This is a genomic window from Streptomyces azureus (assembly GCF_001270025.1).
Taxonomy (GTDB): domain Bacteria; phylum Actinomycetota; class Actinomycetes; order Streptomycetales; family Streptomycetaceae; genus Streptomyces; species Streptomyces azureus.
The window spans coordinates 1-21,710 of the sequence record NZ_DF968262.1; the positions used below are offsets into that span (position 1 = coordinate 1).

The 21,710-nt window shown below is 72.5% G+C and carries 24 protein-coding genes and 3 pseudogenes; 9 read left to right on the forward strand and 18 right to left on the reverse strand.

Features of this window, described 5'->3' with window-relative positions:
* Nucleotides 1-182: 182 nt before the first annotated feature.
* Nucleotides 183-470 carry an SHOCT domain-containing protein gene (locus AOQ53_RS15995; RefSeq protein ID WP_059417923.1) on the reverse strand — a complete coding sequence of 96 codons (288 nt, stop codon included), beginning with the start codon at nucleotides 468-470 and terminating at the stop codon, nucleotides 183-185.
* Nucleotides 471-642: 172 nt separating this feature from the next.
* Between AOQ53_RS15995 and AOQ53_RS16000 the strand changes: the two genes are divergently transcribed.
* From AOQ53_RS16000 to AOQ53_RS16010, 3 genes are read left to right on the forward strand one after another with little or no spacing between them, the layout of a single operon-like run.
* Nucleotides 643-1,221: a TetR/AcrR family transcriptional regulator gene (locus AOQ53_RS16000; RefSeq protein WP_059417925.1), complete on the forward strand. Its 579-nt coding sequence runs from the start codon at nucleotides 643-645 to the stop codon at nucleotides 1,219-1,221.
* A 10-nt stretch (nucleotides 1,222-1,231) separates the two neighbouring features.
* On the forward strand, nucleotides 1,232-1,810 hold the full coding sequence (locus AOQ53_RS16005; protein ID WP_059417926.1) for a DUF4865 family protein: 579 nt from the start codon (nucleotides 1,232-1,234) through the stop codon (nucleotides 1,808-1,810).
* Nucleotides 1,807-2,715 (forward strand): phosphotriesterase family protein, encoded by a 909-nt coding sequence (locus AOQ53_RS16010; protein ID WP_059417964.1) that lies wholly within the window; start codon nucleotides 1,807-1,809, stop codon nucleotides 2,713-2,715. Before AOQ53_RS16005 ends, AOQ53_RS16010 begins: the two co-directional genes overlap by 4 nt.
* A gap of 18 nt (nucleotides 2,716-2,733) precedes the next feature.
* On the opposite strand, the gene AOQ53_RS16015 is transcribed toward AOQ53_RS16010, so the two are convergent.
* The 3 genes from AOQ53_RS16015 to AOQ53_RS46280 are packed head-to-tail and all read right to left on the reverse strand — an operon-like array spanning nucleotide 2,734 to nucleotide 4,328.
* Nucleotides 2,734-3,156, reverse strand: a complete 423-nt coding sequence (locus AOQ53_RS16015; RefSeq protein WP_059417929.1) for a PPOX class F420-dependent oxidoreductase — start codon at nucleotides 3,154-3,156, stop codon at nucleotides 2,734-2,736.
* An 18-nt stretch (nucleotides 3,157-3,174) separates the two neighbouring features.
* The gene (locus tag AOQ53_RS16020; RefSeq protein ID WP_059417931.1) at nucleotides 3,175-4,065 is read right to left on the reverse strand and encodes an NAD(P)-dependent oxidoreductase; all 891 of its coding nucleotides are present in this window, start codon (nucleotides 4,063-4,065) and stop codon (nucleotides 3,175-3,177) included.
* A gap of 59 nt (nucleotides 4,066-4,124) precedes the next feature.
* The gene (locus tag AOQ53_RS46280) at nucleotides 4,125-4,328 is read right to left on the reverse strand and encodes a hypothetical protein (RefSeq protein WP_059417933.1); all 204 of its coding nucleotides are present in this window, start codon (nucleotides 4,326-4,328) and stop codon (nucleotides 4,125-4,127) included.
* 3 nt (nucleotides 4,329-4,331) lie between these two features.
* On the opposite strand from AOQ53_RS46280, the pseudogene AOQ53_RS47715 reads away from it, so the two are divergent.
* Nucleotides 4,332-4,433 (forward strand): annotated as a pseudogene (locus AOQ53_RS47715) (LysR family transcriptional regulator); the annotation flags it as partial.
* A gap of 93 nt (nucleotides 4,434-4,526) precedes the next feature.
* On the opposite strand, the gene AOQ53_RS16030 reads toward AOQ53_RS47715, so the two are convergent.
* From AOQ53_RS16030 to AOQ53_RS16055, 6 genes are all read right to left on the reverse strand, one after another.
* Nucleotides 4,527-4,760, reverse strand: a complete 234-nt coding sequence (locus AOQ53_RS16030) for a hypothetical protein (RefSeq protein ID WP_059417934.1) — start codon at nucleotides 4,758-4,760, stop codon at nucleotides 4,527-4,529.
* 6 nt (nucleotides 4,761-4,766) lie between these two features.
* A complete protein-coding gene (locus tag AOQ53_RS16035; RefSeq protein ID WP_059417936.1) occupies nucleotides 4,767-5,525 on the reverse strand; it encodes an SDR family NAD(P)-dependent oxidoreductase in 759 nt (252 codons plus the stop codon).
* A gap of 25 nt (nucleotides 5,526-5,550) precedes the next feature.
* Entirely contained in the window at nucleotides 5,551-6,897 is a 1,347-nt protein-coding gene (locus tag AOQ53_RS16040; protein WP_059417937.1) for an MFS transporter, read from the reverse strand.
* Nucleotides 6,898-6,975: 78 nt separating this feature from the next.
* Nucleotides 6,976-7,560 carry a TetR/AcrR family transcriptional regulator gene (locus tag AOQ53_RS16045; protein ID WP_059417939.1) on the reverse strand — a complete coding sequence of 195 codons (585 nt, stop codon included), beginning with the start codon at nucleotides 7,558-7,560 and terminating at the stop codon, nucleotides 6,976-6,978.
* A 272-nt stretch (nucleotides 7,561-7,832) separates the two neighbouring features.
* Nucleotides 7,833-9,074, reverse strand: a complete 1,242-nt coding sequence (locus tag AOQ53_RS16050; protein ID WP_059417941.1) for an ROK family protein — start codon at nucleotides 9,072-9,074, stop codon at nucleotides 7,833-7,835.
* Between the two features lie 36 nt (nucleotides 9,075-9,110).
* Entirely contained in the window at nucleotides 9,111-9,752 is a 642-nt protein-coding gene (locus tag AOQ53_RS16055) for an alpha-ketoglutarate-dependent dioxygenase AlkB family protein (RefSeq protein WP_059417942.1), read from the reverse strand.
* 68 nt (nucleotides 9,753-9,820) lie between these two features.
* On the opposite strand from AOQ53_RS16055, the gene AOQ53_RS16060 reads away from it, so the two are divergent.
* Complete coding sequence (locus AOQ53_RS16060) at nucleotides 9,821-10,954, forward strand: methyltransferase (protein WP_059417944.1); 1,134 nt, start codon at nucleotides 9,821-9,823, stop codon at nucleotides 10,952-10,954.
* Here AOQ53_RS16060 and AOQ53_RS16065 read toward each other — a convergent pair.
* A complete protein-coding gene (locus AOQ53_RS16065) occupies nucleotides 10,944-11,804 on the reverse strand; it encodes a class II fructose-bisphosphate aldolase (protein ID WP_059417945.1) in 861 nt (286 codons plus the stop codon). The two genes, AOQ53_RS16060 and AOQ53_RS16065, sit on opposite strands and share 11 nt — an antisense overlap.
* Nucleotides 11,805-11,817: 13 nt before the next feature.
* The gene (locus tag AOQ53_RS16070; RefSeq protein WP_059417948.1) at nucleotides 11,818-12,699 is read right to left on the reverse strand and encodes an SIS domain-containing protein; all 882 of its coding nucleotides are present in this window, start codon (nucleotides 12,697-12,699) and stop codon (nucleotides 11,818-11,820) included.
* 118 nt (nucleotides 12,700-12,817) lie between these two features.
* Here AOQ53_RS16070 and AOQ53_RS16075 point away from each other — a divergent pair, with 118 nt between their 5' ends.
* Together AOQ53_RS16075 and AOQ53_RS16080 are read left to right on the forward strand one after the other, a co-directional pair.
* Nucleotides 12,818-13,597: a DeoR/GlpR family DNA-binding transcription regulator gene (locus AOQ53_RS16075; protein WP_059417966.1), complete on the forward strand. Its 780-nt coding sequence runs from the start codon at nucleotides 12,818-12,820 to the stop codon at nucleotides 13,595-13,597.
* Nucleotides 13,598-13,672: 75 nt separating this feature from the next.
* Nucleotides 13,673-15,514 (forward strand): glycoside hydrolase family 15 protein, encoded by a 1,842-nt coding sequence (locus tag AOQ53_RS16080; RefSeq protein WP_059417950.1) that lies wholly within the window; start codon nucleotides 13,673-13,675, stop codon nucleotides 15,512-15,514.
* Nucleotides 15,515-15,517: 3 nt separating this feature from the next.
* Here AOQ53_RS16080 and AOQ53_RS16085 read toward each other — a convergent pair.
* A pseudogene (locus tag AOQ53_RS16085) lies at nucleotides 15,518-15,892 on the reverse strand (hypothetical protein); the annotation flags it as partial.
* Nucleotides 15,893-15,895: 3 nt separating this feature from the next.
* Between AOQ53_RS16085 and AOQ53_RS41100 the strand changes: the two are divergent.
* Nucleotides 15,896-16,334, forward strand: a pseudogene (locus AOQ53_RS41100) (HAD-IC family P-type ATPase); the annotation flags it as partial.
* Between the two features lie 29 nt (nucleotides 16,335-16,363).
* Here the strand turns inward: AOQ53_RS41100 and AOQ53_RS16090 are convergent.
* The gene (locus tag AOQ53_RS16090) at nucleotides 16,364-17,020 is read right to left on the reverse strand and encodes a class I SAM-dependent methyltransferase (RefSeq protein WP_059417951.1); all 657 of its coding nucleotides are present in this window, start codon (nucleotides 17,018-17,020) and stop codon (nucleotides 16,364-16,366) included.
* A gap of 130 nt (nucleotides 17,021-17,150) precedes the next feature.
* Between AOQ53_RS16090 and AOQ53_RS16095 the strand changes: the two genes are divergently transcribed.
* Nucleotides 17,151-17,858: a phosphatase PAP2 family protein gene (locus AOQ53_RS16095; protein ID WP_059417953.1), complete on the forward strand. Its 708-nt coding sequence runs from the start codon at nucleotides 17,151-17,153 to the stop codon at nucleotides 17,856-17,858.
* A 78-nt stretch (nucleotides 17,859-17,936) separates the two neighbouring features.
* On the opposite strand, the gene AOQ53_RS16100 is transcribed toward AOQ53_RS16095, so the two are convergent.
* The 4 genes from AOQ53_RS16100 to AOQ53_RS16115 are packed head-to-tail and all read right to left on the reverse strand — an operon-like array spanning nucleotide 17,937 to nucleotide 21,611.
* Entirely contained in the window at nucleotides 17,937-18,530 is a 594-nt protein-coding gene (locus AOQ53_RS16100) for a hypothetical protein (RefSeq protein ID WP_059417955.1), read from the reverse strand.
* 5 nt (nucleotides 18,531-18,535) lie between these two features.
* Nucleotides 18,536-19,396 carry a carbohydrate ABC transporter permease gene (locus AOQ53_RS16105; protein ID WP_059417958.1) on the reverse strand — a complete coding sequence of 287 codons (861 nt, stop codon included), beginning with the start codon at nucleotides 19,394-19,396 and terminating at the stop codon, nucleotides 18,536-18,538.
* Nucleotides 19,393-20,331 carry a carbohydrate ABC transporter permease gene (locus AOQ53_RS16110; RefSeq protein ID WP_059417960.1) on the reverse strand — a complete coding sequence of 313 codons (939 nt, stop codon included), beginning with the start codon at nucleotides 20,329-20,331 and terminating at the stop codon, nucleotides 19,393-19,395. The genes AOQ53_RS16105 and AOQ53_RS16110 overlap by 4 nt, the downstream gene beginning before the upstream one ends.
* Nucleotides 20,328-21,611 (reverse strand): ABC transporter substrate-binding protein, encoded by a 1,284-nt coding sequence (locus AOQ53_RS16115; protein WP_059417962.1) that lies wholly within the window; start codon nucleotides 21,609-21,611, stop codon nucleotides 20,328-20,330. The genes AOQ53_RS16110 and AOQ53_RS16115 overlap by 4 nt, the downstream gene beginning before the upstream one ends.
* Nucleotides 21,612-21,710 lie beyond the last annotated feature (99 nt).

The window sequence follows — 21,710 nt, forward strand, 5'->3', positions numbered from 1 at the left end:
GTCCCCCTACTCCGTGCAGCCCTGCCGGCCGGACGCGAGCGTGGCGCAGGCCTTGGCGTCGGCGGCGTCGCCCCCGGGAGCCTGAGGAGCGGCAGGCCGATGCCCACGACGACCGGGGAGACGACCCGGCTCGGCATGGACGGCCCCTAACGGAACAGGCTCTTGCGGTGGGGCCAGTATGTTCATGCACCACCACCCTTGGCCGAACGGCCGAACTCCTCGTTCAGCACCGACAGCCGGCACCAGTACCCGTCCTCGTCGATCTCGCCGGAGGCGAAGCGGTGACCGAGTACGGCGATGGGCGAGTCGTTCTCGACCGTGGGCTGCCGCCAGGAGCCGCCGCGGCGGCCGCGCCACACAGTGCGGCGCAGCAGCGCGATGCCGCCGCCGATGACCAGCGCCCAGATCACAGGGAAGAGCAGGATCCAGGGGCCTGGGCCGCCGTCACCGATGTTCGCCAGGATCTGCATGTCGTTCAACTCCTCGGACGCGTTGCTGCGATGTCCTGTCCGTCGCTTCCGAGAGTCGCCCCGTGAGGGGCCCCGGGTCGTCGTACGGCCAGCGGCAGTGCGCGTACCTCGTAGGGAGTAGGTCGGCAGGGCAGATGTGCTTCACCGGTCGTGGACTTCTGTAACTACTGGTATGTACAGTGAGGGCATGAGCACCTCGGAACGGCTGATCGAGTCCACCCGCGAGCTGCTGTGGGAGCGCGGCTATGTGGGCACGAGTCCCAAGGCGATCCTGGAGCGCGCCGGCGCCGGGCAGGGCAGCATGTACCACCACTTCAAGGGCAAGCCCGACCTCGCGCTGGCCGCGATCCGGCGGACCGCCGAGGAGATGCGGGCTGTCGCCGCGGGAGTGCTCGACGGGCCGGGAACGCCGTACGAGCGCATCGAGGCGTATCTGCGGCGCGAGCGGGATGTGCTGCGGGGCTGCCCGATCGGCCGGCTGACCATGGACCCGGACGTGATCGACAGCGCCGAGCTGCGCGCCCCGGTCGACGAGACGCTCGACTGGATCCGCGAGCGGATCGCCGGGATCGTCGAAGAGGGCAAGGAGCAGGGCCAGTTCGCGCCCTCGCTGGACGGCGAGGAGATCGCCGCGGCGGTCGTCGCGACGGTCCAGGGCGGTTACGTCCTCGCCCGCGCCTCCGGCTCCGCCGCCGCGTTCGACGCGGGTGTGCGGGGCCTGCTGTCGCTACTGGCACCCCGTCCCGCTTGAGGAGACCCGAATGCACGCCATGCAGTACGAGCTCACTCTGCCCGCCGATTACGACATGGGCGTCATCCGCGACCGTGTCGCCCGCTTGGGGCATGTGCTCGACGACTGGGACGGACTCGGCTTCAAGGCCTACCTGATACGCGAGCGCGGTCTGCGCGGTTCGCCGGTCAGCCAGTACGCGCCCTTCTATCTGTGGAACACCGTCGAAGGCATGAACGCCTTCCTCTGGGGCGGCGGGTTCCAGGGGCTCAGTGACGACTTCGGGCGGCCGTCCGTGCGGCAGTGGACGGGGCTCGCGTACGAGGAAGGGAGCGGTTCGCACGCGCGGTTCGCGGTAAGACGACGCCAACCCGTCCCGGACTCGGGGCTGTTGACCGAGGCGGTGGAGGACGCGGTGCGGGAGGCCCGGCGGCTGGCGGCGGCGGACGGGGCGCTGCTCGCCGCGGCCGCCGTCGACACGAGCCGCTGGGAGCTGGTGCACTTCTCCCTCTGGGAGCACGACACCCCGAAGGCCGACGGGGACATGTTCGAGGTGCTGCACCTGTCGGCTCCGGGCCTGGACCGGCTGCCCCCGGGGCGTCGGTGGTGAGCGCGGTCCGCACGGTGCTGGGGGACGTGCCGCCCGGAGACCTGGGCGTGTGTGACGCCCACGACCACCTGTTCTTCGGCAGTCCCCGGCTGCCCGGCCAGGAGCTGCGCAGCGTGGCGGCGGCGCGGGCGGAGCTGGTCGCGTTCCGGGATCAGGGCGGTGGCGCCGTGGTGCAGTGGACGCCGTACGGGCTCGGGCGGCGGGCCGCCGATCTGCCGCCGCTGTCGCGGGAGACCGGGGTGCACGTGGTCGCGGCGACCGGGCTGCACCAGTTCGTCCACTACGACGAGGACACGCTCGCGGGGCTGCGGGGCCGGCTCGCCGACGTCTTCGTATCCGAACTCACCGAGGGCATCGGGGCGTCGGGGGTGCGGGCGGGGCTCGTCAAGGTCGCGGGCGGTTTCCACGCCCTGGACGCGCACGCCCGCTGGACCATGAGGGCGGCGGCCGAAGCGCATCACGCCACGGGCGTGACCGTCGCCGTGCATCTGGAGCTGGGCACCGGGGCACTGGACGTACTGGACCTGTTGTGCGGGGAGTTGGGGGTGCCGCCGCATCGCGTGGTGCTCGGGCACCTCAACCGCTCCCCCGACCTCGTGGTGCACCGGCAGGCCGCCGAGTCCGGGTGTTATCTGGCCTTTGACGGCCCGTCACACACCCATCACGCCACCGACTGGCGGATGCCGGACGCCGTACGGGCCCTGGCCGACGCCGGGTTCGGCGACCGGCTGCTGCTGGGCGCGGACACCACGACGGCCGCCGCCCGCTCAGTGGGCGGCGGCCCCGGGATGCCGTATCTGCTGCGCCGGGTGCGCCCGCGGCTCGTCCACGCGGTGGGCGAGGACCTGGTGGGGCGCATCCTCACGGAGAACCCGGGCCGGGCGTTCGCCGTGGAGTGGCACTGACGGTGTGGCCGGCCGGTCTCAGCCCGCGGCCTGGTCACTGTCCTTCATCTCGCCCCAGCCGTGCCAGCGGTCGACCTCGATCCAGGCGCTGACCCGGGGGCGGACGCGGTTCGGGTACGGCTTGCCGGTGTAGTGCCGGGCGAGCAGGTCGATGTCGGCCAGGCCCTCGTCGTCGTACATCTCGGTGACGCGGCCGATGAGGGTGACGTGGGTGTACCAGTCATCGCCGGCGAGGACGGTGAGGGTCACGCGCGGGTCGCGGCGCAGGTGCTTCAGGCGGACCCGGCCCTCGTCGAGGTTGATCAGCACCCGGCCGTCTTTCCACGCGTACCAGGTGGCGGTGGAGACCGGTGTGCCGTCGGAGCGGGGCGTGGCCATGACGCACGGGTTGGGCCGGCTCAGCAGAGCGTCGGCATCGGGCGGCAGCGGCGGCCTGGACATGGGGAACCTCCAGGGTGATCAGGCGAACGGGTTTTCGTCGAAGCTTGCGAAGTAGGCGGCGGCCATGTCCTCGTCGCCATGGCCCTGGGCGGCGGCGCGCTCCATGCGGGTGGCGGCGGCTTCGGCCACGTCCAGGCGGACGCCGTGGCCCGTACCGGCCTCGACGATGAGACGGGCGTCCTTGGCCGCGGTGCTCACCGCGAACTGGGGCGGTGTGAGCCGGCCTTCGAGGACCAGGCCGGACTTGGCGTGCAGATAGCCCATGTCGAGCGGGCCGCCGGCGATGAGGTCCAGGAAACCGCGGGGGTCGACGCCGAGGGCCTTCGCCAGCGCCAGGGCCTCACCGGCGGCGGCCGTGACGGCGAGGACCCAGCTGTTGGCGACCAGCTTCAGCCGGGTGCCGCCGCCGGCCGCCCCGTCCTCGCCGGCCCACACGGTGCGGGCGCCGACGGCGTCGAAGACCGGCGTCACCGTGGCCCGGCCCTCGGCGGGACCGGCGGCGAGCACGGTCAGCTGCCCGGCCTCTGCGGGCTGGCGGGTGCCCAGGACGGGGGCGTCGTAGAAGACCAGGCCGTGCTCGCGGGCGAAGGCGGCGAGGTCGCCGATGGCCTCGACGCCGGCGGTCGTGGACTGCACCCATGCGGCGCCGGGGCGCAGGGCGGGGGCGGCCTGGCGCATCGTGTCCAGGGCGGCGGGGCCGTCGTAGAGCATGGTCAGGACGACGTCACTGTCCCGGACCGCCTGCGCGGGGGTGTCGGCGATGTGCACGCCCTCGGCGGCCAGCGGCTCGGCCTTGGCACGGGTGCGGTTCCAGGCGTGGACGGTGTGCCCGGCGCGTGCCAGGTTGCGGGCCATCGCGGCGCCCATGATGCCGGTGCCCAGGACGCTCACGGTGAGCTTGTCGGTCATGACGTCAACTTCCTCGATCGTACGGTGCGGGCGTGCCGCCTGCGGTCCAGCCTGCCCGCTCAGGCGCGAGCCTTCCCGGAAGCGGCGCGGACAAGCCCGTCGAGCCATGCCTGACGGCCGTTGAGCATCGGGTTCGGGGTCTGCCGGGCCGGTTCGGCGGCGGGGCGGCCGATCTGGGTCTCCCGGGCGAGGATGCGGACGCGTCCACCGGGCAGGTCCTCCTCCACGCCGTGCTGTCCGCGGTGACCGCGGGCGCGGGCCACAGCGTGCTGCCCCGTTCACTGTGCGCGGAGAACCTGGGCTCTGGCCGCCTCGTCCTGCTGCACGCGGCGGCGGAACCGCCGCTGAACACACTGTCTCTCGTCCAGCGGCCGGGTGCCGCCGGCAACCCGGCCGTGGTCCGGGTCCGCGAGTGTCTTCAGCGGGCGGCCGGCGACTGGTGGGCGCGTACGGTGACCGGCTCAGGTCACCGCGATGTCCACGGACGGCCGCGGCTTCGCCGCCGCGACCAGAACCTTGTGCACCGGGTGGGTGGTGAAGGCCGCGAGCAGGGAAGCGTCCGCCGGGCGGTCCGCGGCCGGGTAGGCGATCTGCTCGTACGCGGCCTGGAAGCGCGGGCCCCAGCGGCGGGCGCCGAGGCTGGCCGTGCGGGAGCGCGAAGTTCCTTGCCGCGGAAGGGTGCAGCCGAAGCCCACGAACCGTCAGGCCGAGGATCCACTGTCGATGACCAGGTCGGCGCCGACCACGGCACCGGCCGCGGGAGAAGCGAGATAGAGCACCGCGGCCGCCACTTCTTCGGCCTCCGCGACCCGTCCGAGCGGGTTTTCCGTCTTCACCCGCTCGGCGCGGTCGGCCTCGGTCTCGCCGGGCCGCAGCGACATGGGAGCGGCCGAGGCACCGGGGCTGACCGCGTTGATGCGGATGCCCTGGCGGATGTGGTCGAGAGCAGCGGCCCGGGTCAGCGCGGAGACCGCCGCCTTCGACGCGATGTACGCGGCGGCGTTCGGGATCCGCAGGTGTGCGCCCAGGTTGGAGGAGATATTGACGATGGTGCCACCGCCGTTGTCCTTCATGTGCGCGATCTCGTGCTTCATGGCCAGCCAGACGCCGGTGACATTGGTCCGCAGCACCGCGTCCCAGTCCTCCTCGCTCACTTCTGCGACGGGCACGGTGCCGCGGAGTATCCCGGCGTTGTTGACCGCGATGTCCAGCCCGCCGAAGCGGGTGACGCTCTCGCATACGAGGTTCTGGAGCCGGCCGGAGTCGGTGACATCGGTGGTGACGGCGGCGGCCGTGCCGCCGGCGGCCTCGATGAGTCCGACCGTCTCGTCCAGGGAGGCCGCGGTGCGTCCCGCGACGACCACGGATGCGCCCTCGGCGGCGAATGCGAGCGCGATCGCGCGGCCGAGGCCGGAGCCTGCGCCGGTGACGAGGGCGGTCTTGCCGGTGAAGTGGTTCATTTCAGTGGCTCCCTTGAGCGATGGGTTACTTGATGCGGTGGTTCAGGAGGGCTGCGGCGGCGAGAGCGGCCCCTGTTGCGGCCAGGGACGAGGCATCGCTGCCGAGCGTGAGCAGGATCGCGAACAGGACCGTCGGACCGGCTTCCATCGCGGTGTTCAGCACGCCGCCCGCGAGCCCGGTCTGCTGCTGCGGCACCCCTTCGGTGGCGAGTACGGCGGCTCCTGCGAAGGAGGCCGCCGTGCCGGCCGGCAGCAGCACGAGGCCCGGCAACAGTCCATATCCGTATGGGATGTGTGCGCCGGTCCCGGTGAGCGCGAGGAGGGCGAGCCCGGCCGCGCCCGTACCGAGCCCGGCGGCCGTGACGGATCGGGCCCCGTACCGGCCGATGAGAGGTCCTGCCGCGCGGCCCGAGGCGATCAGCGCAACGGCGAACGGTACGAACGCCGCCGAGGTCTGCAGCGGTGACCAGTCGCGCGCCTGCTGGAGGTGGAGCGAGAGGACCACGAAGGTCATCGCGGTTCCGCAAGCGCTCAGTGCGATGGCCGCGAGGGCGAGGGCTCGCCGCCGGTCGAACAGGAAGCGGGGCGGCAGTAGCGGGTCGCGGGCGCGGCGCTCGGCATACCGGAACGCGACCAGCAGCGCGGCCCCGGCCAGCAGCGGCACGAGCACGCCGGCCGACGACCAGGGGCGGGTGTCGGTGACGACGAGCCCGTAACTGGCGAGGGTGATCCCGGCGGTGGCGAGCAGGGCACCCGTCAGGTCGAGAGTCCTGCCCCGGCTCGGCGTGGTGTCCGGCAGTAGCCGGGGCGTGAGGGCGAGGGCGGCGAGGGCCACCACGAGCGGTACGGCGAAGGTCCAACGCCAGGACGACAGCGCTGAGATGACGCCGGAGAGCAGGTTGCCCGCGGTCGCGCCGAGTACCGAAAGCCCGCCCCAGGTGACCATCGCCCTGCCGTATGCGGCGGAGGAGGGGAAGGCGGCGCGCAGCACGGCCATGGCGGCGGGCGCGATCAGAGCCGCCCCCGCGCCCTGCGCGAAGCGCGCGGCGAGCAGAGTCCCGAAGCCGGGGGCAAGCGGGGCGACGGCCAGGGCGGCGGCGAAGAGGACGAGGCCTGCGGTGAGGGCGCGCCGCCCGCCGTAGCGGTCGGCGAGGCGTCCGCCGAAGAGCAGCAGTCCGGCGAAGGTCAATCCGTAGGCGGCGCTGAGCAGGATCAAGTCCGCGCGTTGCAGGCCGAATTCGCGCCCGATGGCGGGCAGCGGTACGGCGATCGAGGCAAGCGTGAAGATCAGCGTGGTCTGGACGCTGCCGAGGAGGACGAAGGCGCATCGCTGCCGCACGGCGGCAACGCGGGCGGCGTCCGTGGCGGTCATGCCTCCCCCTAATTTTTGACCGATCGGTTCATTATTCGGGCACACTGAAGGAAGCCCGGTGGCTGCAGTGCGTGCAATTCAGTCCAGCAGGGCCAGCGCCTGCTCGGCCGCGTCCCGCACCCGGGCGGGATCATTCGACGCCTTGCCGACGACGCGCAGGCCCTGCAGCAGGACGAACAGCATGCGAGCCAGCGCGTGCGGATCACGGTCCTCGGGCAGCTCGCCCTGGGCCTGGGCGCGTACGAGCGCGGAGTGCAGTGGGGTCTCGACGTGCTCCCAGCTGATCTCGACCCGGCGGGCCGCCGCGGGGTCGTGCGGGGCCAGCTCGGCTGCGGTATTGGTGACGAAGCAGCCGTTCAGCCGGTCCTCCGGGGATGCGGCCTCCGCGGCGAAGCGGCGCACCACCGCCCGCACCGCGGGCAGTGCGGGGCCCGGCTGGGACAGCTCGGCCAGGAGAAACGGGTCGCGCATCTCGGCGTACCGGTCCATGGCCTTCAGGTACAGCTCGTGCTTACTGCCGAAGGTGGCGTAGATGCTGGCGCGGCCGATGCCGAGGTGCTCGACGAGGTCCCTCATCGACGTCGCTTCGTAGCCGCGCCGCCAGAACAGCTCAAGGGCCGACTGCAGCGCGGCGTCCGGATCGAATTCCTTGGTCCTGGCCACATCGAGAGACCATAGACGCATCCAGAACGATCGGTCAAATAACTGCGATGGTGTGCTCGCCGGTGGTGTGCTGCTCGACGAGGCGGGCCTGCTGCCTCGAGGGCGGGCAAGGAGCAGCAGGCGTTCTGGCGGGCCTGAAGACCGCCGTCGACGGCGAAGCACCCCCTTACCGCCTCGACGGTGGTCGGCGTGGGCTTCCGGCTGTCGCTGATTACTGCGGCCGGCCTGGCCAGGCGCTCCTGGAGCCGGGAGCGCGGCGGAGGCATGACTGCCTAGGTGAGCGCCCCGAGCGGATCGTCCAGTACCGGCTGCCACGCGAGTTCCGCGGCCCCGACCAGGCTGTTGTGGTCGAGGGTGCACGCGAGGATCGGAACGCCGCCGCTCTGGCCCCACAGGCTGCGGTCGGCGACGACCGCGCGGAGCCGGCCGGGGTCGGCGTCCAGGAGGGTGCGGTGCAGGCCGCCGAGGATGATCCGGTCCGGGTTGAGGATGTTGACGAGACCGGCGAGTCCGAGGCCGAGCCGGTCGATGAGGGTCTCGGTGGCGGCGCGGACGCCCGGGTCGTCGTGGTGGTGGCGGATCAGGTCGATGGACTGCTGGAGCAGGGAGACCTCGGGGCCCGGTTCACGTCCCGCCGCCGTGAGGAAGGCCAGCGGGTCGGTCTCCACGTCCAGGCAGCCGCGGCTGCCGCAGTGGCAGGGGCGGCCCTCGGGGTGCACGGTGAGGTGGCCGACCTCCAGGGCGAGGCCCGAACTGCCCCGGTGGAGGCGGCCGTCGAGGACGAGTGCGCCGCCGACGCCCCGGTGGCCGGTGGCCACGCACAGCAGGTCGCGGGCGCCGCGTCCGGCGCCGTGCCGGTGTTCGGCGAGCGCGGCGAGGTTGACGTCGTTCGCGGCGAACGCGGGCCCGTCCAGGCCGGCCGCGCGCACCTGCTCGGCGAAGATGTCCCGGACGGGCGCGCCCGCGGGCCAGGCCAGGTGCAACGGGTTGAGCGCCAGGCCCTCGGGCTCGGCGACCGCGGACGGTACGGCGAGTCCCGCGCCCACGCACCGGCGCCCGGTCTCCCGCAGCAGCTCGGCGCCCGCCGTGACGACGGAGGCGAGCACCTTCGCCGGGTCGGCGTCGACGACCTCGCAGCCCGGCGCGGTGGCGACGATCCGGCCGCCCAGCCCGACCAGCGCCGCCCGGAAGCCGTCGGCGTGCACCTGCGCGGCGAGCGCGACGGGGCCGTCCTCGGCGACGGCCAGGCGGTGCGAGGGCCTGCCCTGCGAACCGGCCGCCGCGCCGGGCCGGGCGTCGACCCGGATCAGCCCGAGCGCCTCCAGTTCGGCGGCGACCGCTCCCGCCGTCGCGCGGGTCACCCCGAGTTCGGCGGTGAGTACGGCCCGGGTCGGCGCACGCCCGGTGTGCACGAGCTCCAGCGCGGGTCCGAGCGCTCCGCGCCCCCGGTCCAGCCGCGTCCTCGTCGAGGTGCTCCCATCCCCGGCCGGCCGGGGGTCCGCCTTCCCGCTCATGAGGGCGAGTCTCCCATGATCCGTAGGGCCCGCGGCCTACAGGCCGCTGACCCGGAGCGTGATGTTGAGCCGTCCGGTCAGGCCCAGTCCGGGCGGTGCCGTGCCCCCGTGCACCCGGGGGACCCCGTGGTAGGCGAGCCGGGACGGGCCGCCGAAGACGAACAGGTCGCCGCTGCGCAGCTCGACGTCCGTGTAGGGCCGGGTGCGGGTCTCGGTGTTGCCGAAGCGGAACACGCAGGTGTCGCCGAGGCTCAGCGACACCACGGGCGCGTCCGACTTTTCGTCGCTGTCGCGGTGCATGCCCATCCGGGCGTCGGCGTCGTAGAAGTTGACTAGGGCGATGTCGTACGCCGGCACCGGTTCCCCGAGTGTGTCCCGCACCGCCCGGCGGCCCAGCTCCCCCAGCCACTCGGGGAACGGCTTCACCGGGGCGCCGTCGCCGTCGACGACCGTGCGGGCGTAGGTGTAGGGGTGCCAGTGCCAGCCGAGACAGACCTGCCGGGCGGTCATGGTGCCGCCGCCGGGGGTGCGGACCGTGCGCAGCCCGGCGGGCGGGCGCGCCCACGCGCGGCAGGCCTCCAGCAGCTCGCGCTGGCGCTCGGCGTCCAGCCAGTCCGGCAGGTGCACCGCGCCCGGCGCCACCTGCGTACGGGCTCTGGGGAACAGTTCGCCGTCCATGCCTCCCATCCTCCCCGACCTGGGCTGAGCTGCGGCTCGGCTAGCCTGGACGCACGATGAACGACCGTATGACGACGCCCTGGGGCGAGCTCGAGCTGACCCGTTTCCCCGAGGACCCGCGCGACAGGCTGCGTGCCTGGGACGCCTCCGACGAGTACCTGCTGAGGTATCTGGCGCAGGAGGGGACCCCGCTGTCGGGCACGGTCGTGGTCGTCGGGGACCGCTGGGGTGCCCTGGTCACGGCGCTGGCGGAGCACCGGCCGGCGCAGATCACGGATTCCCACCTGACGCAGGAGGCGACCCGGGCCAATCTCGCGCGGCACGGCGTCGAGCCCGGCGTGGTCCGGCTGCTCACCACGCAGGACCCGCCGCCCGGCCGGGTCGACGTTCTCCTCGTGCGGGTGCCGAAGAGCCTGGCGCTGCTGGAGGACCAGTTGCTGCGGCTTGCGCCGGCGGTGCACGCGGGGACGGTCGTCGTGGGCACGGGCATGGTGAAGGAGATCCACACCTCGACGCTGCGGCTGTTCGAGCGGATCCTCGGCCCGACCCGCACCTCGCTCGCCGAGAAGAAGGCCCGGCTGATCTTCTGCACGCCGGATCCCGCACTGGAGCGGCCCGCCAGTCCGTGGCCGTACGTCTACACGCTCCCGGACGGCATCGGGCCGGCGTCGGGGCGCACCGTCGTGAACCACGCGGGTGTCTTCTGCGCCGACCGGCTCGACATCGGCACGCGGTTCTTCCTGGAGCATCTGCCCGGTGGCGGGGGCGGTCGGCGCGTGGTGGACCTGGGCTGCGGCAACGGCGTGGTCGGTACGGCGGTGGCGCTGGCCGACCCGGCAGCCGAGGTGCTGTTCGTGGACGAGTCGTTCCAGGCCGTGGCCTCGGCGGAGGCCACGTACAAGGCGAACGGCGTGGCGGGGCACGCGGAGTTCCGGGTCGGCGACGGGCTGGCGGGCGTGCCGTCCGGCAGTGTCGACCTGGTCCTGAACAACCCGCCGTTCCACTCCCACCAGGCGACGACGGACGCCACGGCCTGGCGGATGTTCACCGGGGCACGGCGTGCGCTGCGGCCGGGCGGCGAACTGTGGGTGATCGGCAACCGGCATCTGGGCTACCACGTCAAGCTGCGGAAGCTGTTCGGCAACAGCCGGCTCGTGGCGAGCGACCCGAAGTTCGTGGTGCTGAAGGCCGTCAAGCGGTAGCCGTGCCGAGGGTCTGGAGGGTCCTCGTCACCGCCCGGGTCATGGCCTCCCGCGCGACCGTCAGGTAGCCGCGCGGGTCGACGGCATCGGGGCGGTCGGTGAGGAAGTCCCGGATCGCGCCGGTCAGCGCGATGTTCAGGGCCGTGCCGATGTTGACCTTGGTGATGCCGCCCGCGACCGCCGCCGTGAGTTCGCCGTCCGGGACGCCGGAGGAGCCGTGCAGGACCAGCGGCACGTCCAGGGTGCTCGACAGTCGCTTGAGCAGGGCGTGGTCGAGGGTGGCGGTGCGGGTGGTCATGGCGTGGGCGCTGCCGATGGCGACGGCCAGGGCGTCCACGCCCGAGTCGGTGACGAAGGCCCGGGCCTCGTCGGGATCGGTGCGGGCCCCTGGGGCGTGTGCGCCCAGCGGGGGTCTGCCGTTCTTGCCCCCGATCTGCCCCAACTCGGCCTCGATCCACAGCCCTTGGGTGTGCGCCCAATCGACCGCCGCCCGGGTCGCGGCGAGGTTCTCCGCGTAGGGCAGCCGGGCCGCGTCGTACATCACGGAGCTGAAGCCGGCCTCCGCGGCCTGGTGCAGCAGGGTCTCGCTCCGCACGTGGTCGAGGTGCAACGCGACGGGTACGGCGGCCCGTTCGGCCGCGGCGACGGCCGCACGGGCGAGCGGGAACAGCTGTCCGCCATGGAACTTGACGGCGTTCTCACTGACCTGGAGCACGACGGGGGCGGTCACGGCCTCCGCGCCCGCGATCACGGCCTCGACGTGCTCCAGCGTGATGACGTTGAAGGAGGCGACGGCCGAACGGGCGGCGGCGGCACGGGTGACGAGCTCGCCGGTGGTGGTGAGGGACACGGTGCCTCCGAGGTCAGTGAGTGAGGATCACCGAGCGGGTGAGGTGGCGCGGCTGGTCCGGGTCGAGGCCGCGTGATGCGGCGACGGCGACCGCGAGGCGCTGGGCGCGGACGAGTTCGGCGAGCGGGTCCAGGGCCCCGGCGATCCACAACGCGCCCGTGCCGCGCACCTGTTCGGCGAGTCCGTCCGGCGCGTGCCCGAACATCCAGGTCGCGGTGCCGCTCGTGGTGACACTGATGGGCCCGTGCCGGTACTCCATCGCCGGGTAGGCCTCCGCCCAGGACAGCGCCGCCTCGCGCATCTTCAGCCCGGCCTCGTGGGCCAGGCCGACGGTCCAGCCGCGTCCCAGGAAGGTGAACTCGGCGCAGTCCACCAGGCCTTCGGGCAGGGGTTCCGCCAGGGCCGTGCGCGCGTCGGTGACGGAGGTGCCGGGGTGGAGTCCCAGGTGGGCGCGGAGCAGGGTGAGGGCCGTGGTGGCGAACCGGGTCTGTACGACGGAGCGTTCGTCCGCGAAGTCGAGGACCGCGAGGTCGTCGGCGGCCGTCCTCACGGGCGTGTCCGGGTCGGCGGTGATCGCGGTGGTGCGGGTACGGCCCTTCAGCCTGCCGAGCAGGTCGAGGACCTCGGTCGTGGTGCCGGAACGGGTGAGGGCGACGACCCGGTCGTAGGCGCGGCCGTACGGGAACTCCGAGGCGGCGAACGCGTCGGTCTCGCCCTGGCCGCCGCCCTCGCGCAGGGACGCGGCGGCCTGCGCCATGAAGTACGAGGTGCCGCACCCGACGATCGCGACCCGCTCCCCCGGCGCCGGCAGCACCTCCGCGTACCCGGGCGCCTGTGCCGCGGCGCGTGTCCAGCACTCGGGCTGGCTGGTCAGCTCGTCCTCGACATGCGTCATGCCGCACCCTCCTGATCTGATTGTTCCTGCAAGGTATCGCCAGATTTCGAGCAGCTTCAAGCATCAAGGGGAGATCGTGCGCTAGGGTCGCGCCGGAGCTCGAGACGTGGAGGTGCGGATGTCGCGCGACGCCCGCTGGAAGGCGCTGCTGGAACTGCTCGTCGAGCGCGGCCGGCTGGACGTCGAGGAGGCGGCCGGGGAGCTCGGGGTGTCGGCGGCGACGATCCGCCGCGACTTCGACCGGCTCGCCGAGCAGCAGATGCTGGTGCGCACGCGGGGCGGCGCCGTCGTGCACGGTGTGTCGTACGAGCTGCCGCTGCGCTACAAGACGGCCCGGCGCGCCTCCGAGAAGCAGCGCATCGCGAAGGCGGTGGCGGACCTGGTCGCGCCCGGTGAGGCGGTCGGGCTGACCGGGGGCACGACCACCACCGAGGTGGCGCGGGCCTTGGCCGTGCGCGGGGACCTGGCGTCCGGCTCGCCCGCGCTGACCGTCGTGACGAACGCGCTGAACATCGCCAATGAGCTGGCCGTGCGGCCCCAGTTCAAGATCGTGCTGACCGGCGGGGTGGCGCGGGCCCAGTCGTACGAGCTGGTCGGACCGCTCGCGGACGCGGTGCTCGGGCAGATCACCGTCGACGTGGCGGTGCTCGGCGTGGTCGCCTTCGACGTCACGCACGGGGCCGCGGCGCACGACGAGGCGGAGGCCGCGGTCAACCGGCTGCTGTGCGAACGGGCGGAGCGCGTGGTCGTGGCCGCCGACTCCAGCAAGCTGGGGCAGCGGGCGTTCGCCCGGATCTGCGCTGCCGAGGCGGTGGACACGCTGGTCACGGACACGGCGGCCGACGCGGAGACGGTCCGGCGATTCGAGGAGGCCGGACTGCGGGTCGTCACGGTGTGATCCTCGTTCCCGGCCCCCTTCACGGCCCTCCCGCCTAAGCTGGGGCTGAGGCGCGTACCGGCCAGGGAGGCGGTCATGGGCGGACCAGCGGAGGACCACGACGTGCCGGGCGGCCGGCGGTATCTGCCGATCGCCGAGCACGGGCTGATCGGCGACCTGCGCAGTGTGGCCCTGGTGGGGACCGACGGCACGATCGACTGGTACTGCTGCCCGGCCTTCGACGCGCCCAGCGTGTTCGCCTCGATCCTGGACGCGGAGCGCGGCGGCTGCTTCGAACTGGCGGCGGCGGTGCCCGCGCGGACCAAGCAGTTCTACTTTCCCGACACCAACGTCCTGATCACCCGGTTCTTCACCGAGGACGGCGTCGGCGAGGTGCAGGACTTCATGCCGGTCGACGGCAAGTCGGCCGAGGCCGAGCGGCACCGGCTGATCCGCCGGGTGGTGTGCGTACGCGGCTCGATCCCGTTCCGCACCCGCGTCGCTCCCCGGTTCGACTACGGCACCCGGCCGCACACCGTCCGGCTGAGCGGTGAGACGGCGATCTTCGAGGCCGAGGGGCCGGCGCCGGCGCTCGCGCTGACCGCGACCGTGCCACTGGAGACGGACGGGCCGGACGCACGCGGGGACTTCAAGCTCTCCGAGGGCGAGTCGGCCGTGTTCGCGCTGGACAAGGTGGGCGGCGACGTGGCGCCCCGCCGATGTGCGCACACGGAGGCGGAGGAGCAGTTCGCGGCGACGGTGGCGTACTGGCGGCGCTGGCTGTCCGCCTCCAAGTACCGGGGCCGCTGGCGGGAGATGGTGCACCGCTCGGCACTGACGCTGAAGCTGCTCACCTACGCGCCGACCGGGGCGATCGTGGCCGCGCCGACGACGAGTCTGCCCGAGCAGCTCAGCGGCGAACGCAACTGGGACTACCGGTACGTGTGGGTGCGAGACGCGGCCTTCTGCGTCTACGCCCTGCTGCGGCTGGGCTTCACCGGGGAGGCCGAGGCGTTCATGGACTTCGTGACCCGGCACATCAGCCCGGGCGACGGCAAGCCCTCCGGCCCCTTGCAGATCATGTACGGCATCGACGGGCGCACCGAGCTGCCCGAGACGACACTCGACCATCTGGAGGGCCACCAGGGTTCCGCCCCGGTACGGGTCGGCAACGCGGCGGCCGACCAGCTCCAGCTCGACATCTACGGCGCGCTGATCGACTCCATCTACCTCTTCGACAAGTGGGCCAAGCCCATCTCCAGCGACCAGTGGGACGACGTGTGCGCGCTGGTGGACTGGGTGTGCGAGAACTGGGACCAGCCCGACGAGGGGATCTGGGAGACGCGGGGCGGCCGCAAGAACTTCCTGTACTCGCGGCTGATGTGCTGGGTGGCGATCGAGCGGGCCATCCGGATGGCCAACCGGCGCGGCCTGCCCGCCGACCTGCCGCGCTGGCGGGAGCACCGCGACACGATCTACCGGCGGATCATGAGCCGGGGCTGGTCAAAGGCGCGCCGGGCCTTCGTCCAGCACGAGGACGGGGACGTGCTGGACGCGGCCGTGCTGATGATGCCGCTGACGAAGTTCATCGCCCCGACCGATCCGAAGTGGCTGTCGACGCTGGACGCGCTCACCGAGGAACTGGTCTCCGACTCGCTGGTCTACCGCTACGACCCGCAGGCCAGTCCGGACGGGCTGCGCGGCGACGAGGGCACGTTCTCCATCTGCTCCTTCTGGTACGTCGAGGCCATGGTGCACGCCGGCCGGATCGACGAGGCGCGCCTCGCCTTCGAGAAGATGCTGACGTACGCCAACCATCTCGGTCTGTACGCCGAGGAGATCAGCCACACCGGGGAGCAGCAGGGCAACTTCCCGCAGGCGTTCACGCATCTCGCGCTGATCAGCGCGGCCTTCAATCTGGACCGGGCGCTCGGCTGACTCTCAGTGCCCGTGGCCGTCGTCCGCATGCCCCTCGGGGGTACCGGAACCGGCTGCCACTCCCCCGGCCCTGACGGTGAACGCCGCCGTGTGGACCTTTCCGTCGTGCTTGAAGTCGAGGAACAGGCGGTAGGAACCGGCGCTGGGGGCCGTGGCCGTGAAGGAGATGTCCGGGCCGGGCCTGGTCTTTCCGTCACCGGGTTCGCCGTTGGGGTGGACATGGAGGTAGGCGAGGTCACCGGAGCGCAGGGCGCCGAGGTAGGGCTGGAGGTTCGTGACGGGCTCGCCGGCGCGGGAGACCTTCAGCTTCAGTTCGCTCGCCTTGCCCGGCCGCAGGGCGCCGGACAGCTTCACCTCGTAGCCGTTGGTCCTGGCCGTGAGCGCGAGGTCGGCATCGCACCGGAGCACGTCGTCGCCGAGGTGCTCCCGCAGGACAAGGTCGACGTCGTCAAGCGGCTCCAGGCCGAGGGACGTTCGGTCGCCATGGTCGGCGACGGCGTCAACGACGCGGCGGCTCTCGCCCAGGCCGATCTCGGTCTGGCCATGGGCACCGGCACGGACGCCGCGATCGAGGCCGGCGACCTGACCCTCGTACGGGGTGATCTGCGGGCCGCGGCGGACGCCATCCGGCTCGCCCGCCGCACCCTCGGCACCATCCGCTCCAACCTGTTTCTGGGCCTTCGCCTACAACGTGGCGGCCCTGCCGCTGGCCGCGGCCGGTCTGCTCACGCCGATGATCGCCGGGGCGGCCATGGCCTTCTCCTCGGTCTTCGTCGTCGGCAACTCCCTGCGGCTGCGCACGTTCCGCGTCGCGGGCTAGGGGCGAGAGCTCCCTCAGCCGCCGGCCCGTCAGTGGTGGCGCCACACCAGCGTGTAGCGCCAGAACAGGCGGCGTCGCAGGCGGGCGCCGGGCAGGACGGTCCGGGCCTCTCGGACGATCTCCGGGAAGGTCATGCCCGCCGGACTCGTGCGGGCCGTCATCGAGACGGGGCGAGGCGCCGGGCGGCCCCGGTTCTTGAGCAGGGCCATGACGATGTTGAGCGGGAGGGACGCGGCCGAGAGCAGATGGTCGGCGGGCGTCCGCTCCCGGGACACACCGACGATCACCAGGGTGCCGCCGGGGGCCAGACGGTCGCGGAAGGCCTCGAGAGCCCGCGTGAACGGCAGGTGGTGCACCACGGCGACGCAGGTGATGACGTCGTACGGACCGTCGGGAAGCCCGGCCGGCGCGTCGGCCACCGTGTACGTCACCGGGACCGCCGTGGGGGTCAGCTCCCGCGCCCGGGCCGTGATCGCCGGGTCGGCGTCGACCCCGTGCACCCGCTCGGCCCGGCCGGCCAGCAGCCGGGCGAGGTCGCCGCTGCCGCACCCCACGTCCAGGGCGGTCCCGACACGCCTGGGGAGCTGCCGCAGGATCCAGCGGTGGAAGTGGGCGTTGTGGTCCCAGGGGTGGGCGGCGTGGAAACGGTCGAGTGCACGCAGACACCGGCGTGGCAGGAACGTCATGCCCTCAGTTCAGCAGACGGGTTCAGTCGCCCGACATGGGCACTCGGGAGGCACCGGCCCGCGGGGGCGCCGAGCGTGCGCCCGGCGTGAGCCGGTACCTTGCTGGGAAGGCCACTGCGGGGAGAAGCACATGACCGATCCGACGACCACAGACGAGGACTCCCTTCGTCCGCTCCCGAAGGACGGGAAGCCCTCGGACGGGTCCGCCCGGCTCCTGGGTGCCGTCATGGGCGATCTCAGGGCCGTGGACGGCGCCCTGTACGCGGCGGTGGCCGCCACCCCCACGCCCACGCTCGACCGGACGCTGCGCCATCTGTCGCACGCGGCCGACCACTCCAAGATCTCGTTCGCCATCGCCGCGGCCCTGGCGCTGGGCGGGAAGCGGCCGCGCAAGGCCGCGTTCGCGGGTGTCGGGGCGATCGCCGTGGCCTCGGCCTCCGCCAACCTGCTCGGCAAGCGCCTGGTCCGCCGGGCCCGGCCGGATCGGGAGGCGGCCCGGGTGACGGTGGACCGGCACGTTCCGATGCCGACGTCGGCCTCGTTCCCGTCCGGGCACACGGCGTCGGCGGTCGCGTTCGCCACCGCCGTCGGTGTGGTCCTGCCCCCCGCCGCGGTGCCGCTCGGGGCACTGGCGAGCGCCGTCGGGTACTCCCGTATCCACACGGGCGTGCACTATCCGGGCGACGTGGCCGCGGGCGCGGTCCTCGGCATCGCGAGCGCCGCGGCGGCGCTGGCGGCGGCAGCGGCGGCGGCCACTCCGTCGGCCAGGACGCAGGCGCTCCTCGCGGCGGCCCGTTCGTGGCCGCGGATCGGCATCGGCGCATCCGTACGGCGGTGAGGCCGCGGGGTGGCCGGGCGCGAGGCCACCGCCCCGCGCCCGGCACCGCCGTACTGACGAACCGTCAGCCGCTCTTGGCTATTGCGGGGAAACAGCAGCGGACCGGCGTACGTCGACGGCGGTGAGCGCCAGGGTCAGCGGCCCCGGGGCCAGGAAGGCCAGGGGCAGCAGCATCCAGGCGCACAGCGCGGCCGTCGCCACGGCGAGCAGGACCAGTCCGCTGCCGCCCACGTCCGCCACGGCGTCCCGGGCGGCCCCGCGGACCGCCGTGCGCCAGTCGGTGAGCGACTCGGGGCGTGCGCAGGCCCGCAGGCCGACGACCGCCGCGCAGGCGCCGATGACGGCGGCGGTCACGGCGAACAGGGGCGCCCCGGGCAACCCCGCCCCGGCCAGCGCCAGGTCCGCCGCGAACAGCAGCAGCCCCCCGAGGGCGACGGCCCCCGCCAGCAGGTCACCGGCCCGCAGCCGTTGCCGCAGCAGGACGGCATACCTTCCGGCCGTGACGGGCCGGTCCTGTCCGGCGCCGCGCAGTACGGCGCACGCCGTTGACAGCGCGGCCGGTGCGGTCACCAGCGGCAGGCAGGCCACCGACGTGGCGAGGCCGACGCTCAGCACGTCCGCGAACAGTGTCATGCGCGGCCCGAACACCTCACCGGCCTCGCGTGTCCGCATCCCGCTCACCCCTTCAGTCCGGAGCTGGCCATGCCCTCCACCAGGAAGCGCTGGAAGGCGAGGAAGAACAGCACGATCGGCAGCAGCGCGATCACCGACATCGCGAACATCGGGCCGAACGCGGAGGTGCTGGAGGCGTCCACGAAGGAGCGCAGCGCCAGGGTCAGCGTGAACTTGTCCGGGTCGAAGAGGTAGATGAGCTGGGTGAAGAAGTCGTTCCAGGTCCAGATGAAGGTGAAGATGGCGGTGGTGATCAGGGCCGGCCGGGTGAGCGGCAGCACGACCTGGAAGAAGCTGCGGAAGGGGCCGCAGCCGTCGATCCGTGCCGCCTCTTCCAGTTCGCGCGGCAGGCCCCGCATGAACTGCACGATGAGGAAGACGAAGAACGCCTCGGTGGCGAGGAACTTCGGCAGGATCAGCGGCCAGTAGGTGTTCACCAGGCCCAGCTGGTTGAAGATGATGTACTGCGGGATCAGCACCGCGTGGTGCGGCAGCATGATCGTGGCGATCATGAAGGCGAACAGCGGCCCGCGCAGCCGGAACCTGAGGCGTGCGAAGGCGTAGGCGGCGAGCGAGCAGCTGATGACGTTGCCGAGGACCGCGCCGCCGGCGATCAGGAGCGAGTTGGTGAGCAGCCGCCAGATGGAGACGTCGTTGACGCCCTCCATGGCGGTGGAGTAGTTCGACCACTCCAGGTGACGGGGCAGCAGGTCGAGGCTCGCGATGACCTCGTCGGCGGGCTTGAGCGAGGTGGCCAGCAGCCACGCCAGCGGGTACAGCATGACCAGCAGCGCGACCAGACAGCCCAGGTGGACGGCGACCCGCCCCCATCGGACGGGCTTGTGGGAAACGGCGGTCGAGGTCATCGGTCCCCCTCGGAGGCGTAGAAGACCCAGGAGCGGGAGGTGCGGAACAGCACCGCCGTGACCACACCGATCACGAGGAGCAGCACCCAGGCCATGGCGGAGGCGTAGCCCATGTGGGAGGCGACGAAGCCGCGGTCGTAGAGGTACATGGTGTAGACGAGGGTCGAGTCGGCCGGCCCGCCCTTGCCCGCGCTGACCGCGAAGGCGGGCGTGAACACCTGGAAGGCCTGGATGGTCTGGAGGACCAGGTTGAAGAACAGCACCGGGGACAGCATCGGCACGGTGACCGACAGGAACTGCCGCCATTTCCCGGCCCCGTCGACCGCCGCCGCCTCGTACAGCTCGGCGGGAATCTGCTGGAGACCGGCGAGGAAGATGACCATCGGTGCGCCGAACTGCCACACCGTCAGCAGCGCGACGGCGAGCAGCGCCCAGCCGGGCTTGTTGACCCAGCCGCCGGTGCCGAGCAGGTTGTCCACCGTGCCGCCGTCGTTGAAGACCGCCCGCCAGACGAGGGCGATGGACATCGACGCGCCGAGCAGCGATGGCGCGTAGAAGGCGGAGCGGTAGAAGGCCTTGCCGCGCTTCATGCCCTTCAGGGCGAGCGCGACGACCAGGGCGAGGGCCAGTTGCAGGGGCACGGCGATGACGACGTACGTCACCGTCGTCACCACCGAGCGCCAGTAGCGCGGGTCCTCGGTGAACATCTGGACGTAGTTGCGCAGGCCCACCCACTTCGGCGGGTTGAACAGGTCGTAGTCGGTGAACGACAGGTACAGCGACACGGCCATCGGCAGCAGTGTCAGGACGATCGCGCCGAGCACCCACGGGGACAGGAACACCCAGGCGGCGCCCTCGCGTTCGCGCTTGGGGCGGCGCTTCGGGGCGGTGGCGGGGACGCGTTTGGTCTCCGCGGGGATCGCGGTGGTGGTCATGACCTCAGCTCCGCCTTCGCCTCGGTGACGTAGTTCTCGGCCGCCTCGCGGGGCGACATGCGCTCATAGGACACCTGGTCGTAGTCGCGCTGGAAGGTGCTCTGGAGGGCGTTGTCGCCCGCCGGCGGTGCCTGGGGCGGGTCCTTGAGCTTGCCCTCCAGGGACGCCTGGAAGTCGGCGATGGTCTTGTCGAAGTCCTTGAGCTGCGGGCCGAGTTCCTCGCGGATGGTCTCGTTGACGGGGATGCCCCGGCTGGCGCCGAGGATCTTCGCGGCCTGCCGGTCGTTGACGAGGAAGTCGACGAGCTGTGCCGCCTCCTTCGGATGGGCGGTGTTCGCGGAGACTCCGACGAACATGGACGGCTTGAAGTACTGGCCGGGGGTGCCGTCCTCGCCGGACGGCATGGGGGCGAGGGCGACGCCGCCCTTGACGAGGGCGAGGAAGCCGCTGGCCGGGGCGTCCCAGTTGGCGTCGGTGACGGATGTGCCGCGCCCCAGCGGGGTGTTCTCGACGGAGCCGTCGAGCTGGGTGGTCTGCTCTGCGGGCGAGACGGCGCCCTCGCGGCGCAGCTTGTCGGTGAAGGTCCACCAGCGGGTGAGGTCGTCGGCGGTGAAGCCGAGTCCGCCGTCCTCGGTGTAGAGGGACTTGCCCTGGCCGCGCAGCCAGACCTCGAAGGCGTCCTCGCTCTGGCCGGGGTCGGTCGCCCCGGGCTTGCCGGTCTTCTTGGCCAGGGCGCGCATGGTGTCGGCCCACTGGCTCCAGGTCCAGCTCTTGCCGGGGAGGGGCACACCCGACTTCTTCCAGGTCCCGACGTCGTAGGCGACGGTCTCGGTGCCGCGGCCCTGCGGGATCGCGTACTGGACGTCGTCCACGCGGCCGGTGGCGAGCAGCCCCTGGTCGATCTCGGAGGTGCGCAGGACGGCTTTCTGCTTCGCCAGGTCGAGCAGGACGCCGCCGGAGGCGTACTGGTCGATCTGGCGGTAGTCCAGCTGCATCACGTCCGGCGCGTCACCGCCGGCGGCCTGGGTGGCGAGCTTCTGCTTGTAGGCGTCGTAGCCGGAGAACGACGTCGTCACGTCGACGTCCGGATGCTTTTTCTCGAACAGCGCGACGGCCTGCTCGGTGCGTTCCGCGCGGTCGGGGTTGCCCCACCACGTGTAGCGCAGCACGACCTTGCCGCCGCCGGCCGATTCCCCGGATCCTCCGCAGCCCGCCAGCACGGCACACAGTGCCAGTGCGGCGGCCGACGCGCAGAACCCCTTTGTCCTGTGTCCGGGCATGCCGAGGTCACCTCTCCTTTCCTCGGGCTCTCTGTCGCCCCCCCCCTTCAGCCCCCCCTGGTCTGCTACTCGCTCCGGTACGGCAGCGTCGTCCCGGGC